This is a genomic window from Citrobacter sp. RHBSTW-00599 (assembly GCF_013784065.1).
Taxonomy (GTDB): Bacteria; Pseudomonadota; Gammaproteobacteria; order Enterobacterales; family Enterobacteriaceae; genus Citrobacter; species Citrobacter braakii.
Window position 1 is genome coordinate 3,316,001 of sequence record NZ_CP056717.1, and the last position, 17,867, is coordinate 3,333,867.

Genomic DNA, 17,867 nt, shown 5'->3' on the forward strand with positions numbered 1-17,867 from the left:
AAAGGATGCTTTTTACGCTGAAGAAAGTGATTGGCGGTATGATGCTGCCGCTGCCACTGATGCTAATTATGATGGGTATTGGCCTGGCGCTGGTCTGGTTCAGTCGCTTTCAAAAAACAGGGAAAGTGTGTATTAGCCTGAGTTGGCTGGCACTGTTACTCCTTAGTTTACAGCCCGTCGCCGACAGCCTGTTGAAACCGATTGAGGACAGTTATCCAACGTGGCAAGGTTCGCAAAAAGTGGAATATATTGTGGTGCTGGGCGGAGGGTATACCTGGAATCCGCAGTGGGCGCCGAGTTCAAATCTGATCAGCAACAGCCTTCCACGTCTGAATGAAGGTATTCGCCTATGGCGCGCAAACCCGGGATCGAAGCTCATCTTTACCGGCGCTGCCGCAAAGACAAATAACGTCAGTACCGCAGAAGCTGGTGCCCGCGTAGCGCAGTCGCTGGGGGTGCCAGCCAATGAAATCATCACCCTGGATCACCCCAAAGATACCGAAGAAGAAGCCGCAGCGGTAAAGAAGGCCATCGGCAATGCGCCGTTCCTGCTGGTAACCTCTGCCTCCCACTTACCGCGGGCGATGATCTTCTTCCAGCAGGCCGGCTTGCATCCGCTGCCAGCGCCAGCCAATCAGTTAGCAATTGATTCACCGCTTAATCCGTGGGAGCGTGCTATACCCTCCCCCGTCTGGTTGATGCACAGCGATCGCGTTGGTTACGAAACCCTGGGACGCATCTGGCAGTGGCTGAAAGGATCGGAACATTGACAGGAATGTTGCCTGATAAGGTGTTCACATGTTTATCATGCGAGCCACGGCAGCAATGATTTCGTTGCCAGGTCAAAGTTGGAACGATTAAAGCGTCCGGTGTTGACCAATTGCGTCACTTCATCCCATAACACATACAACCAGCGCCGCCAGATGAATGACTCCGCCACTGGCGCGCGCTGCAGGTATTGCCAAAGCAGGCTTTCCGCCAGCGCATTATCCATCAAACGGAACAGTTCATATTCCCTTGGCGCCCACAGCATCAACCCCGGTCCCACCATAGCCAGAAGCTGATCGCTACGGGCGTCTTTGAGCATGCTACGTAAACTGAAATTACCGTGGATCAGCACGCAGTTATCATTGAATCCTTCAAATAAGGCAGGCAAACACTCACGGGTGCGAAACAGGATCCGCTTGTCCTGCATCGTTAGCCCGGTATTGTTGAACTGATTTAACGTGGTCCACAGCACCTCAACCCGCTGACGATACCAGGATGGCCAGATATTCTCTTGCGTGTTATCCACCATTCCCACGCAGCCAGCACTATCCTGCCGATGCCATGACAGCAGACCTTCTACGATCTGATCTTTTAAATGTTCCCAGCGTTCGGGCGTTCGGGCAGGCGCTTCCACCGGCACTCCACGTAAACGCTCAAGCAGTAGCACATCAGGACCGGGATGTTCCTCGTGGGTTAAGACCCCATAAATGACGGGCATACGCACCGTACCACTGCGCGCCAGCATGGAGGTTTTCCATGCCAACTGCTGCGCCATACCCGGCGTGGTGAAACTTCTCGCCATCAGTGGCATCGGATTTCCCTGGCTGTCGTACAGTGACCACAGGGCCGTATCCACTTTTTCATTCACGCATTCTATACGACTGAGTTTTTCACCCAACAGATGACTGAGTTCGGCACGCAACTGTTCCATTTCGGATTGCCCTCATAAATGCTACTGCTTTCATAATGAGCGTCGTGCAGACAGATGTCACCCGGATGAGATCAATTGATGAAAAGAAAAATGGCGGGAAAGCGTAACGATATGACACTCCTCCCAAAAATTGGCGTCCTCAGGGGAGTGTCGTGAGAAAAACTAACGCATTTCGGCGCGAACGCGCTCAAGATCTTCGGCAGTGTCTACGCCGGTACCGGGTACTTCTTTTGCGACGGCAACATGAATTTTTTCGCCGTACCACAGCACACGTAGTTGCTCCAGCATTTCAATATGCTCAAGCGGGCTGGGCTGCCAGTTAACATAACGGCGGATAAAACCGGCGCGATAGCCGTAAATACCCAGATGTCGCAAGAAGGTGTCACCCACCGTTTCCAGGCTTTTAGCGAAACGGTCGCGATCCCACGGAATGGTCGCGCGTGAAAAATAGAGTGCATAACCTTCGGCGTCCAGAACGACTTTCACCGCATTCGGATTAAATGCCTCTTCCGCACTGTGAATCGGGGCAGCAAGGGTCGCCATACCGACCTGGCGCTGCGCCAGATTCTCAGCGACCTGGCGAATAATGACCGCCGGGATCATCGGCTCATCACCCTGTACGTTCACAATAACGGTATCATCGCTAAAGCCACATTTCTCGACGACTTCCGCCAGACGCTCCGTACCGGACTGGTGATCGGCGCGGGTCATGCATACTTCACCACCCACCGCTTCTACCGCGCGAGCGACATCTTCGTGATCGGTCGCAACAATAATACGTTCAGCGCCAGATTCACGCGCACGCTCCAGCACATGCACGATCATCGGCTTGCCATTGATATCCAGCAGCGGCTTGCCCGGCAAACGTGTGGACGCATAACGCGCAGGAATAATGACCACAAAACTCATGATTTACTCTCATCAGCAGTCAGAACGCGAGCTTCGGTTTCCAGTAACACGGGAATGCCATCACGCAGTGGGAAAGCAAGGTTATCCAGTTTACAAATCAGTTCCTGTTTTTCCTGGTTAAACCAGAGTTTGCCATTGCATACCGGGCAGGCAATGATTTCAAGCAGACGATGATCCATAGTTCCTCCAGATGGACCGGATTGTGAATCCGTAAATATTAACATAATCGCTTACCGTGCTGGGTCTATTTCCCAACCATGGCGTGCATCAGCAAATAAACCTTCAGGATAGCGTCCCAGCGTCACACGTGTTGCCTGCTGCCAGCGGGCAAAATCATCAATCGCCTGAAACAATCCTTTTTGCAGAGTAACCCCAGGTTTGACGCCATCCTGTAACCAGAGCGAAATCACTTCCAGTACGCCCGTTTTGCGGTGCATTTTGGCATCCATCCGCCCAACTAACTGTCCGCGATGCAGTAGCGGCAGGACGAAATAACCATACTGACGTTTCGGTGCTGGCGTGTAACATTCGAGCCGATAGCTAAAATCGAATAGCTGCTCTGCCCGTTTACGATCCCAGACCACCGGATCAAAGGGTGATAATACTGCGCTATGCGTCGCCGTTAATTTACCCGTCAATGCCTGCTCCAGCAGCGGCTGAAGGTGGCTATGCAGCCACAGGGTTCCTAACCCTTCGACATCGACAGGAATAATCTGTTGCTGCTGTGCACGTACGTTGCACCAGTTTTTTAGCGCCGGACGCTTCAGGCGATAGTAGTCTGCCAGCCATTGTTCGCGAAAAATCCCCAGACTGCGGGCGCTGTTATCCAGCATGAGGCTTTCAGCTTCTTCCTGTGAAAGCCGGTCGCGTTCATCATCCCAGTGCGGCATGACGCGATGGGTTAAATCATACACTCGCTGGAAATTACGCCGTTCCACCACCATCACTTTCCCGGCGGTGAACAGGCCTTCAAGATGACGCTTATGCGGTTTCCATGCCCACCAGCCGCTGGCCCCCTTGCGCAGATGCTCAAAATCGGCAGAGCGTACTGGTCCGTTATGCTGGATGTGCTGGAGCAGTTGCTCAATCTCATGCGCATGTTCTTTCATCCACTCCGCTTTATACTTCCAGCCCATTTTCTCCGGGGCCAGCATGCGGTGACGTATCAGCATAAAGTCGCTACGCGGCAAAAAGCAGGCCTCGTGCGCCCAGTATTCCATCAGTTCGCCCCGCTGCAATGCGTCATCCAGCCACTGGGGCGAATAATCACCCAACCGACTAAACAGCACCAGGTAAGGGCTGCGCGACACAATATTGATGGTATCGATTTGCAATAACGACATGCGCGAAATGGTAGCAAGAATATCTGCTGGGGTTGCCCGACGGCGTGTTTTTTTCAGCAGCCCTTGAGCGGCAAGGTGAAGATGACGGGCATCCGTCAAAGAAAGACGCGGCAACGACATTTATGGCCTCATAAATGATTCGCTGCCGCAGCGTGAATCAGTTAGCGAGTCAGCGAGATTAAGCTATCCAGCAACATATCAGGCCGATCGCCTGACAAATGAGCGTCAACAGGTAAATACCACCAGTTTTCATCGGCAAATGCACGGCACTTAACCGCATCTTTTTCCGTCATCACCAGCGTTTGCCCGGCGTCTGCAAACGCACTGACGTCACTGTAGGTCAGAGACTGATGGTCTGCCAGCGCAATACTTTTTTGCACGCTGGCACCGCATGCTTCCAGCGTGGCAAAAAAACGCGGTGGATGGCCAATGCCCGCCATGGCGACAATATTGGACAGCTGCGACACATCGCGGCGTTCACCCGTACGTAAATTAACGGCCAGCCCCGGTTCAAGTCGCATAGGGATTTCCCCTGGCTGCGCAACGCCACCGTTAACGATAGTCGCATCCACCGATTTAAGCCGGCCTGCGCGTTCCCGCATGGGACCCGCGGGAAGCCACCAGCCATTGCCAAACCGACGTTCTCCGTCAATAACCACGATTTCAACATCTCGCGCCAGACGGTAGTGCTGTAGCCCATCGTCCGTCACAATCATCTGCACATCGTGTTGGGCCAAAATGGCTTTGACCGCATCCGATCTTACCGGGGATACCGCTACGGGCACGCCGGTACGTTGGGCGATCAGCACAGGTTCATCACCCGCTTCTGCCGTAGTGGTATCTGCGGTCAGTAACAGCGGGTAAGCAGCCGCTTTCCCGCCATAACCACGCGACACCACGCCCACGCGAATCCCACGTTGACGCAGTTGTTCAACCAGCCAAATCACCACTGGTGTTTTGCCATTGCCGCCCGCGGTCAGGTTTCCGACCACCACAACCGGGACTGGTGCACGCCACGCGCGTTTAATCCCAAGCTTGTAACATAAGCGGATCCCCCCGCTCACGAGGCCATACAGCCAGGAGAGCGGGAGTAACAGTCGCCACAGCGGCGACTCACCAGACCAGATTCGAGCGATCATTGACCGAATTGCATTTTATGTAATTGTGCATACACCCCACGCTGCTCAATCAGCTCGCTATGGGTTCCGCGCTCAACAATAATACCGTCTTCCACCACGATGATTTCATCCGCCTGTTCAATGGTAGAAAGGCGGTGAGCAATCACCAGGGAGGTACGGTTTTTCTGAAGCTCATCCAGAGCAGCCTGAATTGCGCGTTCAGACTCGGTATCGAGTGCCGACGTTGCTTCATCAAGGATCAGAATCGGACTGTCACGCAACAAGGCGCGGGCAATAGCGATACGCTGGCGCTGACCACCAGAAAGCAGGACGCCGTTTTCGCCAATCACCGTATCCAGGCCATTGTCCATCTTATTGATGAAATCCATGGCGTAAGCCATTTTCGCCGCTTTTTCGATCTGCTCACGGCTGTACAAATCGGTACGCGCGTAGGCGATGTTGTTGGCAACCGTATCGTTAAACAGGTGCACATTCTGCGAAACCAACGCGACCTGATCGCGCAAGGATGCCAGGGTATATTCACGTAGATCGTGTCCGTCCATTAGAATCTGCCCTTCATCAATATCATAGAAGCGCGTGATCAAGCTGGCGATGGTGGATTTCCCTGAACCCGAACGGCCAACCAGGGCAACGGTTTTCCCCGCTGGAATATTCAGGTTGATGTTGCGCAGCGCAGGTACTTCACGTCCCGGATAGGTAAATGTCACGTTGCGGAACTCGAGATTGCCGGTAGCGCGTTCGATTTCGCGTGTACCTTCATCTTTTTCCTGCTCGCTATCCAGAATCGTAAATAAGGTCTGGCAGGCCGCCATACCGCGCTGGAACTGCGCGTTGACGTTGGTCAGCGATTTCAACGGACGCATCAACGCGATCATTGACGAGAAGACAACCGTAATTGTCCCTGCAGTCAGGTTTTCCATTACGCTTGGGAAGCTGGCTGCATACAACACGAAGGCCAGAGCCAGAGACGCAATCAGCTGGATGATAGGATCGGAGATAGAAGAGGCGGAAACCATCTTCATGCCCTGCAAACGCATCTTATTGCTGACTTTATCAAAGCGCTTAGTTTCGACTTCCTGACCACCAAAAATCAGAACTTCTTTGTGGCCCTTCAGCATCTGCTCGGCACTGGTCGTAACCTGACCCATGGTGTTTTGCATATTTTTACTGATGCTACGAAAGCGCTTGGAAACCACACGGATTGCCACTGATACAATCGGTGCCAGCACAATCAGGATCAATGACAGCTGCCAGCTGTAATAAAACATCATGATAAACAGGCCAATAATTGAGGCCCCTTCACGTACCACCGTGATCAGCGCGCCGGAGGACGATGACGCGACCTGCTCTGAATCATAGGTAATACGTGACAATAGCGTACCTGTAGACTGTTTATCAAAAAAGGAGACCGGCATGCCCATCATATGGCCAAACAGGCGGCGACGCATGGTCATGACCACTTTGCCTGATACCCATGAGATGCAGTAGCTGGAGACATAGCTGGTTAAGCCACGAACTATCATCAGTCCAATGACCACCAGCGGCATCCACAGCAGCACCGAGCGATCCGTTTTACCAAAACCATCATCCAGTAATGGCTTAAGGAGCGATAACATGAAGGTATCGCTGGCCGCGTTAAGGACTAACGCTATACCCGCCACGATCAGACCCGATTTAAAAGGCGCTATGGTTGGCCATAGTCGGCGAAACGTCTGCCACGTAGAGAGATCTTTATCGTTATGCATTCAAAAAACCAGCATTTGTTAGAATAGCCGCATATTCTACCCGTTATCCTCCGACACGCCAAACCACTGATGATACCAACGAGGTAAAATCTGATCCCGCAAGCTGTTTATTCGCCAGTTTTTTTGATAGAAATCCAGCGTAATCTGCCCCTGGTGTGGTGTATCCAGCCATTGATAATTTTGTTGCCGATAACGTTGCTTCACTTTCCTGGACGGGAGACGCCAGGCATTGTAACGGGATGCGGAGGCTAGCGCGGCCTGCCCGCCGACCCGCTGAATCAGCGCCTGCGATGATGAGGTATTGCTACCATGATGTGGAACCTGTATCACCGTAGACTGCAGATGCTGCCAGTAGTGACTTAGCATTTTTTGTTCAGCGGGAGACTCAATATCTCCGGTCAGCAGAATACTCTGATGCCCGTCATCGACCTTAACCACGCAGGAGTGGTTATTTCCCAGATCTTTATTTCCACGCACGGGCCAATGCGCACTAAAGGTTAACCCTTGCCATTGCCAGCGCTCCCCGCGTAAACACGGGAGATGCCCTTCCCAACCTAATGGGCTTCTTATCCATAGCGACGGCCAGGTTTGCTGCAGCGAGCGCAACCCGCCCCGGTGATCCATATGCTCGTGGCTTAAAATAACGCCTTCTGGCTCCAGGTTGTGCCAGCGTAACCAGGGAATAATCAGCTGTTGCGCGCTATCGCCTTCAGGCCATGCCAGACCGGTATCGTAAAGAATCGCTTTCCCATTGCGCGCAATTACCATCGCCAGCCCCTGCCCGACGTCCAGCATATGCACTTGCCAGACATCAGTACGTGACGTTCGCCAGAACGGGGCGCTCAGTAAAAGGAGCACAGTGACGCAAACTACCGGTATAGTTCGCCACGCGTTCAGCCGATATGCGATGAACAGGAGTCCGGGTAAAAATGCAAGCCATTGCCAACGTGCATCAATATTGATCCACCCTTCAGGCAGGCTCCTGAGCCCCCAAAATAGTAGCGCGAGGGAGCGATCCGCTAAATACCATAGATTCGACTCAATCATCGCCAGCCCGGTTAAATGCACGATCATGCCTGCTAATATCAACGGTACGGAAATAAACGTAACCAGCGGTACAGCAAACAAATTCGCCAGAAATGAGGTCAGGCTAAAACCGTGAAACATCGCGATTTGCACAGGCAGAAGCAGGAGCATAATTCCCAATTGCAAATGAGCAAGCGCCAGAAATTGGCGTCCAACGCGCGACAGCGGCCAATCCGGCATCGGAACCCATTGATACCAGAACAGCAGCGCCGCAACGGCAAAAGCAGACAACCACAGACTTTGTGAAAGAACGGCGACAGGATCCACCACCAGAATGGCTGCCAGACAGCAGATCCACACCGACCATCCACTCCACTGCCTGCCGCTGAGTTTTAGCCCTCCCCAGACCAGTAGCGCAACAACCGTACGTAATGCCGGGGGCTGTAGCCCCGTTAACCAGGCATAGAATGTTGCGCAGACGATCCCGCCAACTAACGGAACCTGCCAGCAAATCCATCTGGTTGGCATAAAAAATTGCCCCGCGCGAATTAATCCTGCTGCCAGAAGTGCGGCAAATGCAATATGCAGCCCGGAGATAGCCATCAAATGGGCCGTACCGGTATCACGCATAATGGTTTTCACCGCTTGTGATACGGACAAGCGCTCCCCCATTCCCAGGCCCAGTATAACCTGCTGCCAGGGATAGTCGGCGAGCGCGCTTTTCAACGAGGAGAGATACCGCGAACGCAAACTGCATTGTTGTGTGATAACCGAAGCCTGCAAAAATCTTCCCGTCAGCAGCTGGTGCTGCGCCAATGCGTAACGCTGGCTATCAAACCCGCCCTCGTTCAATTGACCGTGTATAGCACGAACCTTCAACGTCATCGCCCATGTCTGGCCCGCACAAACGTTGCCGGGTAAGTACTGCCCATACAGAGTAATTCCGATGGCAGGAAATACCCGCTTTCCCTGCAGATGCGTGATCTGGCCGTAGTGCGTTGTCATATTATCGGTTCCGGTTATCCGCACGATGGCCTGCTGACTTTTTGCAGGCAGCGTATTACCGGCCCACAGCGCATCTTTCGCAGCCAGAACTCCCCAAAGAAAAAATAGCAGGGTTAATCCGACGAAACGTACAGGGCTGTGAGAAATAAGACAGAGCAGAATTGCCAGACCAAATATAACGCCGATGCACAGCATGTCAGGTAACGCAGGTAATAGCATAAGCGGGAGAATGCCGAATAATGCACTCGTACTAACCGTTGTTATTTTCATCAGTCACCTCCCTGTAGCAGGAAGTGTGCAGTAATGCTCGACGGTTGTCTGGTGCCAATTTAGCGTTATACAGTATGCATTCCGCTAACATTTAGCGGCGCTTGTAACGTGCAAATTAACTGGGACGGGGATTCCAGGATGGGCTGGCAGAAATGAAAAAAGCACCCATGCGGGTGCTTTTCTCGGCGTTAAGTCTCGCTAAAAACTTAACCGTAAATATTGGCGCGATCGCGCAGTTCTTTACCTGGTTTAAAGTGCGGAACGTATTTTCCTTCCAGGTCCACTTTATCGCCGGTCTTCGGATTACGTCCGGTGCGCGGTGCGCGGTAATGCAAAGAGAAACTGCCGAAACCGCGGATTTCAATACGCTCGCCCTGCGCAAGAGTCGAGGCCATATGTTCCAGCATCTCTTTAACTGCATCTTCAACCGCTTTCGCGGGAATATGAGGTTGCTGGGTTGCAAGTCTTTCAATCAATTCTGACTTGGTCATGATTCCTCCGGTTCCTTAAAGGCATAATTAGCTGCTGCATTGATTAAGGGCGGCCTTAGCCGCCCTTTGTCATTGATTACAGGACGAATCCTGTAATCTGTCAAGCTACTCGTCACCCTTTGTGCTGTTAACAGCACAAAGGATTTAGGAGCACTCGATATTACTCGCCTTTAGCTGCTTTGAAAGCTTCAGCCATTGCGTTGTTAGAGAAGTTAGCATCTTCCTGTTTGTTAACAGTTGCGATTGCATCTTTCTCATCAGCTTCGTCTTTAGCACGAACAGACAGGCTGATTGCGCGGTTCTTACGATCAACGCCGGTGAATTTAGCTTCAACGTCGTCGCCTACGCTCAGAACCAGAGTTGCATCTTCAACGCGGTCGCGGGAAGCTTCAGAAGCGCGCAGGTAACCTTCAACGCCGTCAGCCAGTTCTACGGTTGCGCCTTTAGCATCAACTGCAGTGACTTTACCGTTTACGATTGCGCCTTTCTTGTTCAGTGCAACCCAGTTGTTGAACGGATCTTCTGCGAGCTGTTTAACGCCCAGAGAGATACGCTCACGCTCTGCGTCAACCTGCAGAACAACAGCTGCGATTTCGTCGCCTTTTTTGTATTCACGAACTGCTTCTTCGCCTGCAACGTTCCAGGAGATGTCAGACAGGTGAACCAGGCCGTCGATGCCGCCGTCCAGGCCGATGAAGATACCGAAGTCAGTGATAGACTTGATTTTACCTTCAACACGGTCGCCCTTGTTGTGGGTTTCCGCGAACTGCTGCCATGGGTTGTTTTTGCACTGCTTCAGACCCAGGGAGATACGACGACGTTCTTCGTCGATATCCAGAACCATAACTTCCACTACATCGCCAACGTTAACAACTTTGGACGGGTGGATGTTTTTGTTGGTCCAATCCATTTCGGAAACGTGAACCAGGCCTTCAACGCCTTCTTCGATTTCAACGAAGCAGCCGTAGTCGGTCAGGTTGGTCACGCGACCAGTCAGTTTGGTACCTTCCGGATAACGCTTAGCGATAGCTACCCATGGATCTTCGCCCAGCTGTTTCAGGCCCAGAGATACACGAGTACGCTCGCGGTCGAACTTCAGCACTTTAACAGTGATTTCGTCGCCAACGTTTACGATTTCGCTCGGATGCTTAACGCGTTTCCATGCCATGTCGGTGATGTGCAGCAGGCCGTCAACGCCACCCAGATCAACGAATGCACCGTAGTCAGTGAGGTTCTTAACGATACCTTTAACTTCCATGCCTTCCTGCAGGTTTTCCAGCAGCTGATCGCGTTCTGCGCTGTTTTCGGATTCGATAACGGCACGACGGGAAACAACAACGTTGTTACGCTTCTGATCCAGCTTGATTACTTTGAATTCAAGCTCTTTGCCTTCCAGGTGCAGCGTGTCGCGGACCGGACGAACGTCTACCAGGGAACCCGGCAGGAACGCGCGAATACCATTCAGCTCAACAGTGAAGCCACCCTTGACTTTGCCATTGATAACACCAGTAACGGTTGCAGCTTCTTCGTAAGCTTTTTCCAGCGTGATCCAAGCTTCGTGACGTTTAGCTTTTTCACGGGACAGCAGGGTTTCACCGAAGCCGTCTTCTACTGCATCCAGAGCAACGTCAACTTCGTCACCAACCTGGATTTCCAACTCGCCCTGGGCGTTTTTGAACTGCTCTGCCGGAATGGCGGACTCAGATTTCAGACCAGCGTCAACCAGTACTACGTCTTTGTCGATAGCAACAACAACACCACGAACGATGGAACCCGGACGGGTTTCGATTTCTTTTAAGGATTCTTCAAACAGTTGAGCAAAAGATTCAGTCATGTTTAATCTTCAGGTTTCATATTTAACGTCCACCTGGCTCCATGCCGGATGGGGTTGTTTAACATACCCGCTGTCAATCCATTGCAACGGGGGTACTGCAAATTCGGTCGCACTTAAGCGAGTGCCAGTTTTTGGCGCGCGTATTGTAACGCTTTTTCAATCACTTGCTCAATGCTTAATCGGGTTGAATCCAAAACTAAAGCATCAGCAGCGGGAACCAGCGGCGCTACAGCACGGTTACGATCGCGGAAATCGCGTTCTTCGATCTCGGCCAAAAGGCGTTCAAAGTTAACACTAAAGCCCTTTTCCTGCAACTGTAGCATACGTCTATGCGCACGTTCTTGCGAGGAGGCGTCCAGGAAAATTTTCACTGGTGCATCCGGGAACACCACGGTCCCCATGTCTCGTCCGTCGGCAATCAGGCCGGGCGCTTCACGAAACGCGCGTTGGCGGCGTAACAGCGCTTCGCGTACGCGAGGAAACGCAGCGACCTGAGATGCGGCATTCGCTACTTCCTGGGTGCGGATTTCGCCGCTGACATCTTCACCTTCCAGAATGACTTCCAGGTTGCCGTCCGTTGAGATAAAACGCACATCCAGGTGTGAGGCAAGCGGTACCAGAGCATCTTCAGATGTGACATCAACATGGTGATGTAACGCTGCGAGCGCCAGTACGCGGTAGATCGCGCCTGAATCTAACAGATGCCATTGCAATGCTTCCGCCATTGCCTTGCACAAGGTGCCTTTTCCTGCACCACTTGGGCCATCAATGGTAATAACCGGGGCAATTGCCGTCATCTTTTTCTCCTTAAACGGGCATACGTTAACGTGAACGCCGCGCATTATACGCGCCAACGCTAATAATCGTTAACACAGAGTGTAAAAACCCGATTAGTCTGTAACGATGTGAGGAAGAATTGCGCAATTATAGCGGGCTGGCGAGAAACCAGCCCGGAAGATGACACTGATTTACTTTTTATCTGCAGCGATGCGCTCACGAATATGCGGAGCGCGATCGTCAGATGTGAGGATCAGGCAGGTGTACTAATACGCGCCAACTGTTCGAAATAATCCGGGAAGGTTTTGGCGGTACATTTAGGGTCCAGAATGGTCACCGGCGTGTCAGACAACGCCACCAGCGAGAAACACATCGCCATGCGGTGATCGTTGTAGGTCGCGATCTCCGCAAACTGTAACGTCGCCGGTGGTGTGACACGAATATAGTCTTCGCCCTCTTCAACGATCGCGCCCACTTTACGCAACTCGGTCGCCATCGCGAACAGGCGGTCGGTCTCTTTGACGCGCCAGTTATAGATGTTACGTAAAGTCGTGGTGCCTTTAGCGAACAGCGCTGCCGTGGCTATGGTCATCGCCGCATCGGGAATATGGTTCATATCCATGTCTACCGCGTTCAGCTCACCGTGAGTACAGGCAATAAAGTCATCGCCCCAGGTAATGGCCGCGCCCATTTTTTCCAGCACATCAGCGAAGCGGATATCACCCTGCATACTGTTGCGGCCAATCCCGGTGACTTTTACCGTACCGCCTTTAATGGCTCCCGCTGCGAGAAAATAGGAAGCGGAAGAAGCATCGCCTTCAACCAGATATGCACCCGGTGACTGATACTGCTGCTGACCCTGCACAACAAAGCGCTGGTAGTTCTGATTCTCAATTTCAACACCAAACGTTTTCATCAGGTTCAGTGTGATATCAATGTAAGGTTTGGATACCAGCTCGCCTTTAATGGCGATCGTCGTATCCTGCGGCGCCAGTGGCGCAGTCATCAGCAGCGCAGTCAGGAACTGGCTGGATACGCTGCCGTCTACCTCAACCTGTCCCCCGGTAAAGCCACCGCGCAGACGTAAAGGCGGATAGTTTTCCTGCTCCAGGTATTCAATGTTGGCTCCGCCCTGGCGTAACGCATCAACCAGATGGCCAATCGGGCGCTCTTTCATGCGCGGCTCGCCTGTCAACACGATGTCATTACTGCCCAGACACAGCGCAGCGGCCAGTGGGCGCATTGCGGTTCCGGCATTGCCAAGGAACAGTTCTACTGCGCCTTCGGCATGCAGCGCGCCGCCATTGCCGATAATCTCGCAACGCGTACGGTCGGCAGAAAGGGTATAGCTAATTCCTAACGCATTCAGAGCATTAAGCATATGGCGGACATCATCGCTGTCCAGCAGGTTGGTCAGGACAGTGGTGCCATTTGCTAATGCAGCCAGCAGCAAAGCGCGGTTAGAAACACTTTTGGATCCAGGCAGATTGATGGTGCCATCCACCCGCGCAATGGGTTGTAACGTCAGGGATTCCATGAAACTCGACTCTCAAAAACAGACATAAAAACCCCACAGACTGGCTGTGGGGATGAAAATACAGCAGATTAACCGCGGCGGCGCTCGAAATCGACCATGAAATCGGTCAGCGCTTTTACACCTTCTAGCGGCATTGCATTGTAGATGGACGCGCGCATACCACCGACCACACGGTGCCCTTTCAACGCGTGCAGACCCGCAGCGAAAGACTCTTCCAGGAAGAGTTTATCCAGTGCGCTGTCAGTAAGCTGGAACGGTACGTTCATGCGTGAACGGTTCGATTTTGCCACGTCGTTACGGTAGAAATCGCTGTTATCGATTACGCCGTACAGCAGTTCCGCTTTTTGCTGGTTAATTTTATCCATCGCGTTAACACCGCCCTGCTCTTTCAGCCATTTAAAGACCAGGCCAGACAGATACCAGGCAAAGGTTGGCGGCGTGTTGAACATGGAGTCGTTGTCATTCAGCACGGTATAGTCGAGGATTGACGGGCATGACACATGAGCCTTACCCAGCAAATCTTCACGTACGATGACAATGGTCAGCCCGGCCGGGCCGATGTTTTTCTGCGCCCCGGCATAAATTACGCCATAACGGCTCACGTCAAGCGGTGCAGAAAGAATGGTAGAGGACAGATCCGCCGTAACCACCACATTACTGGCAAAATTCGGCGTTTCATCGATCGCAATGCCATCAATGGTTTCATTCGGGCAATAGTGCAAATACGCCGCGTTGTCAGAAAGCTGCCATTCGCTCATTGGCTTAACAGCGCGCAGTCCGTCAACGGTGACTTTGGCGTCAATAACGTTTGGCGTACAGTATTTTTTCGCTTCTTTAATTGCGCTGGCGGCCCAATAACCGGCATCAACGTAATCCGCCGTGGTTTTGTCACCCAGAATATTTAACGGGATACCCGCAAACTGCCCGCGCCCACCGCCATGGCAGAACAACACTTTATAGTTGGAGGGGATGCTGAGAAGATCGCGAAAATCCTGCTCCGCTTCCTCTGCGACCTGGATGAATTCTTTGCCACGGTGGCTAATTTCCATCACCGACGTGCCAAGACCGTTCCAGTCGCGAAGATCCTGTTGAGCCAGTTTAAGTACTTCTGCCGGTAACATTGCCGGACCTGAACTAAAATTGAAGACCTGAGCCATTTCCCCTCACCACGTTGTGTTGTTGTCCAATCAACATCCTGTCATTGGCGATAATCCGGTGACAGACATTGGTATAAGTTATTCCTGTGGATATCGGTTTTATCATTCAGTGACACGCGCCGCAATGGGTAAAACTGGCCGGGGTAAAAATGTGTCATTGGTCACACAACAGAATCTATCGGATTGACGGGTAAAAACCGAGATTTTCGCTGTCAGGTGACCCGTTTTGCCCGACTGGCCTTCGACCATTCTGGATTTGCACAGCGTGGACATAATTGATGATCTCCGGCGTTCATTTGCACCACTTCACTACACCGTATACAGGCATAGTCCCCAGCTTCCGGTATCACTTTAAATCGCTGTGTACAGCGTTTAGGCAAAATACTGAGCCCCGGCTTTACGTCTTCATCAGCAAAGAAATAGACGCTGATTTGCCCATTAGTCTCCAGGATGGCCAGTCTCACCTGTCCCAATTGCTCCACGCCGTTCAAACGCAATTCCATAAAGAATTCGAATTCCGTCATATTGGCGCTATTGAGCTTCGACCATGCCAGCTCGCCGTCCTCAATGATCACAACGGGCTTGCCCTCCAGCAAATCCTCCATTTTCTCGCTATGCGCCATCAGCCACATAACCAGCCGATACAGCACGGCAAGCGTAATAAAGACCACCAGCACCGGCAGCATCGGGACATCATCATAAAATGCCACGTCTCCCGCCGCGGACCCCAGCGTAAGGATAATCAGCACTTCAAAAAGCGACATCTGGCGTACGCCGCGACGTCCGGTGATTTTTAAAAACAGAAAAACCAATATAAAGGTATAGAGGCTGCGCAGAGCAACTTCTCCCAGAAAATCCATGGGCACCTTATCCAGTACCATTCGGTGTAAATCGAAAGCTTTCATTATTATGCTCTAAACGTGGTTGGCTGTAGGAAAGCATAGCTAATACTTTTATTTACGTCTGAACTCCGGCGACGATAGCGCCATTCATTTAAAACCCGTATCATTGCGCGCTTTCCGTACGACAAAAGTGATTTTCATGACGCAAACATTTATCCCCGGCAAAGATGCCGCTCTGGAAGACTCCATCGCTCGCTTCCAGCAAAAATTGCTCGACCTTGGTTTTCAAATTGAAGAAGCCTCGTGGTTGAATCCCGTCCCTAACGTCTGGTCTGTACATATTCGCGACAAAGAATGCGCGCTGTGCTTCACCAACGGTAAAGGCGCGACGAAAAAAGCGGCGCTGGCTTCCGCGCTGGGCGAATATTTTGAGCGTCTGTCGACTAACTATTTCTTTGCGGATTTCTGGCTGGGTGAAACCATCGCCAACGGCCCATTCGTGCATTATCCGAACGAAAAATGGTTCCCGTTGACTGAAGAAGACGACGTACCTGAAGGTCTACTGGATGCTCGTCTGCGTGCGTTTTACGATCCAGACAACGAACTGACTGGCAGCATGCTTATCGATCTGCAATCCGGTAATGAAGAACGTGGGGTCTGCGGCCTGCCGTTTACCCGTCAGTCGGATAACCAGACCGTCTATATTCCGATGAACATTATTGGCAACCTGTACGTTTCTAACGGCATGTCTGCGGGTAACACCCGTAACGAAGCGCGCGTTCAGGGCCTGTCTGAAGTCTTTGAGCGCCATGTGAAGAACCGTATTATTGCGGAAAGCATCAGCCTGCCGGAAATCCCGGCCGAAGTCATGGCGCGCTACCCGGCAGTGGTGGAGTCCATCGCCAAACTGGAAGCGGAAGGTTTCCCAATTTTCGCCTACGATGGCTCGCTGGGCGGCAAGTATCCGGTGATTTGCGTTGTCCTGTTCAACCCGGCCAATGGTACCTGCTTTGCCTCCTTCGGTGCGCACCCGGATTTCGGCGTTGCGCTGGAGCGTACTGTCACTGAACTGCTGCAGGGTCGTGGTCTGAAAGATCTTGATGTCTTCACCCCACCGACCTTTGACGACGAAGAAGTGGCTGAACACACTAACCTTGAAACCCACTTCATCGATTCCAGCGGCCTGATCTCCTGGGATCTGTTCAAGCAGGATGCTGACTATCCGTTCGTTGACTGGAATTTCTCCGGTACCACCGAAGAAGAGTTCGCCACCCTGATGGCCATCTTCAATGCTGAAGATAAAGAAGTGTATATCGCCGACTACGAGCACCTGAGCGTTTACGCGTGCCGCATTATTGTTCCGGGAATGTCTGACATCTATCCGGCTGAAGATCTGTGGTTAGCCAACAACGCCATGGGCGCCCATCTGCGTGACACTATTCTCTCGCTCCCGGGCAGTGAATGGGATAAAGAAGACTATCTCAATCTGATCGAACAACTGGATGAGGAAGGCTTTGACGACTTCACCCGCGTACGCGAGCTGCTCGGTCTGGCAACCGGTGCGGATAACGGTTGGTACACCCTGCGCATTGGCGAGCTTAAAGTGATGCTGGCGCTGGCCGGCGGCGATCTGGAGCAGGCGCTGGTCTGGACAGAATGGACGATGGAATTCAACGCCTCTGTCTTTAGCGCTGAACGTGCCAACTACTACCGCTGTCTGCAAACGCTGCTGCTGCTATCTCAGGAAGAAGATCGTCAGCCGCTACAATATCTGAACGCGTTTGTTCGCATGTACGGTGCCGAGGCGGTTGAAGCCGCAAGTGCAGCATTAAGTGGCGAAGCGCCGTTCTACGGACTTCAAACTGTTGATAGCGATCTGCAGGCTTTCCCGGCGCATCAGTCTCTGCTGAAAGCCTACGAAAAACTGCAGCGCGCGAAAGCAGCACATTGGTCAAAATAGTGACAATCAGCCTGCGCTGAGTAGGCTAAAGGTATTGTCTGGGCTATATTACGGGGCGCTTAATGCGCCCTGTTTTTTATTTTGGTCAAATCAAAAAATAAATGTAAAAACAAGGTTAAATATTAGTAGTTGA

General features: G+C 52.2%; 15 protein-coding genes. 2 read left to right on the forward strand and 13 right to left on the reverse strand.

All coding sequences use genetic code 11. The features are described from left to right. Positions 1-5 precede the first annotated feature (5 nt). Complete coding sequence (gene elyC, locus HV243_RS16390) at positions 6-770, forward strand: envelope biogenesis factor ElyC (RefSeq protein WP_019076401.1); 765 nt, start codon at positions 6-8, stop codon at positions 768-770. A 35-nt stretch (positions 771-805) separates the two neighbouring features. Here the strand turns inward: elyC and HV243_RS16395 are convergent, their stop codons facing one another. From HV243_RS16395 to HV243_RS16455, 13 genes are all read right to left on the reverse strand, one after another. Then, entirely contained in the window at positions 806-1,699 is an 894-nt protein-coding gene (locus tag HV243_RS16395) for a YcbJ family phosphotransferase (RefSeq protein WP_016156120.1), read from the reverse strand. A gap of 162 nt (positions 1,700-1,861) precedes the next feature. Next, positions 1,862-2,608, reverse strand: coding sequence for a 3-deoxy-manno-octulosonate cytidylyltransferase (gene kdsB, locus HV243_RS16400; protein WP_016152452.1), 747 nt, complete (start codon positions 2,606-2,608; stop codon positions 1,862-1,864). After that, the gene (gene ycaR, locus HV243_RS16405; protein ID WP_003035793.1) at positions 2,605-2,787 is read right to left on the reverse strand and encodes a protein YcaR; all 183 of its coding nucleotides are present in this window, start codon (positions 2,785-2,787) and stop codon (positions 2,605-2,607) included. Before ycaR ends, kdsB begins: the two co-directional genes overlap by 4 nt. 51 nt (positions 2,788-2,838) lie before the next feature. Next, positions 2,839-4,071 carry a winged helix-turn-helix domain-containing protein gene (locus HV243_RS16410; RefSeq protein WP_016152451.1) on the reverse strand — a complete coding sequence of 411 codons (1,233 nt, stop codon included), beginning with the start codon at positions 4,069-4,071 and terminating at the stop codon, positions 2,839-2,841. A 41-nt stretch (positions 4,072-4,112) separates the two neighbouring features. Next, positions 4,113-5,090 carry a tetraacyldisaccharide 4'-kinase gene (lpxK, locus tag HV243_RS16415; RefSeq protein WP_016152450.1) on the reverse strand — a complete coding sequence of 326 codons (978 nt, stop codon included), beginning with the start codon at positions 5,088-5,090 and terminating at the stop codon, positions 4,113-4,115. After that, positions 5,087-6,835, reverse strand: a complete 1,749-nt coding sequence (gene msbA / locus HV243_RS16420) for a lipid A ABC transporter ATP-binding protein/permease MsbA (RefSeq protein ID WP_046275669.1) — start codon at positions 6,833-6,835, stop codon at positions 5,087-5,089. Before msbA ends, lpxK begins: the two co-directional genes overlap by 4 nt. Positions 6,836-6,871: 36 nt before the next feature. Continuing rightward, entirely contained in the window at positions 6,872-9,136 is a 2,265-nt protein-coding gene (locus HV243_RS16425; protein WP_053388969.1) for a ComEC family protein, read from the reverse strand. Positions 9,137-9,342: 206 nt separating this feature from the next. Next, positions 9,343-9,627, reverse strand: a complete 285-nt coding sequence (ihfB, locus tag HV243_RS16430) for an integration host factor subunit beta (RefSeq protein ID WP_003035780.1) — start codon at positions 9,625-9,627, stop codon at positions 9,343-9,345. 160 nt (positions 9,628-9,787) lie between these two features. Continuing rightward, positions 9,788-11,461: a 30S ribosomal protein S1 gene (gene rpsA / locus HV243_RS16435; RefSeq protein ID WP_003035776.1), complete on the reverse strand. Its 1,674-nt coding sequence runs from the start codon at positions 11,459-11,461 to the stop codon at positions 9,788-9,790. A 113-nt stretch (positions 11,462-11,574) separates the two neighbouring features. Further along, on the reverse strand, positions 11,575-12,258 hold the full coding sequence (cmk, locus tag HV243_RS16440; protein WP_016152447.1) for a (d)CMP kinase: 684 nt from the start codon (positions 12,256-12,258) through the stop codon (positions 11,575-11,577). 233 nt (positions 12,259-12,491) lie between these two features. After that, positions 12,492-13,775 carry a 3-phosphoshikimate 1-carboxyvinyltransferase gene (gene aroA, locus HV243_RS16445; protein ID WP_046275667.1) on the reverse strand — a complete coding sequence of 428 codons (1,284 nt, stop codon included), beginning with the start codon at positions 13,773-13,775 and terminating at the stop codon, positions 12,492-12,494. 68 nt (positions 13,776-13,843) lie between these two features. Continuing rightward, positions 13,844-14,932: a 3-phosphoserine/phosphohydroxythreonine transaminase gene (gene serC / locus HV243_RS16450; protein WP_053388970.1), complete on the reverse strand. Its 1,089-nt coding sequence runs from the start codon at positions 14,930-14,932 to the stop codon at positions 13,844-13,846. A gap of 212 nt (positions 14,933-15,144) precedes the next feature. Further along, positions 15,145-15,837 (reverse strand): DUF421 domain-containing protein, encoded by a 693-nt coding sequence (locus HV243_RS16455; RefSeq protein ID WP_016156114.1) that lies wholly within the window; start codon positions 15,835-15,837, stop codon positions 15,145-15,147. 136 nt (positions 15,838-15,973) lie between these two features. Here HV243_RS16455 and ycaO point away from each other — a divergent pair, with 136 nt between their 5' ends. Then, a complete protein-coding gene (ycaO, locus tag HV243_RS16460; RefSeq protein ID WP_047414124.1) occupies positions 15,974-17,734 on the forward strand; it encodes a 30S ribosomal protein S12 methylthiotransferase accessory factor YcaO in 1,761 nt (586 codons plus the stop codon). Positions 17,735-17,867: the final 133 nt, after the last annotated feature.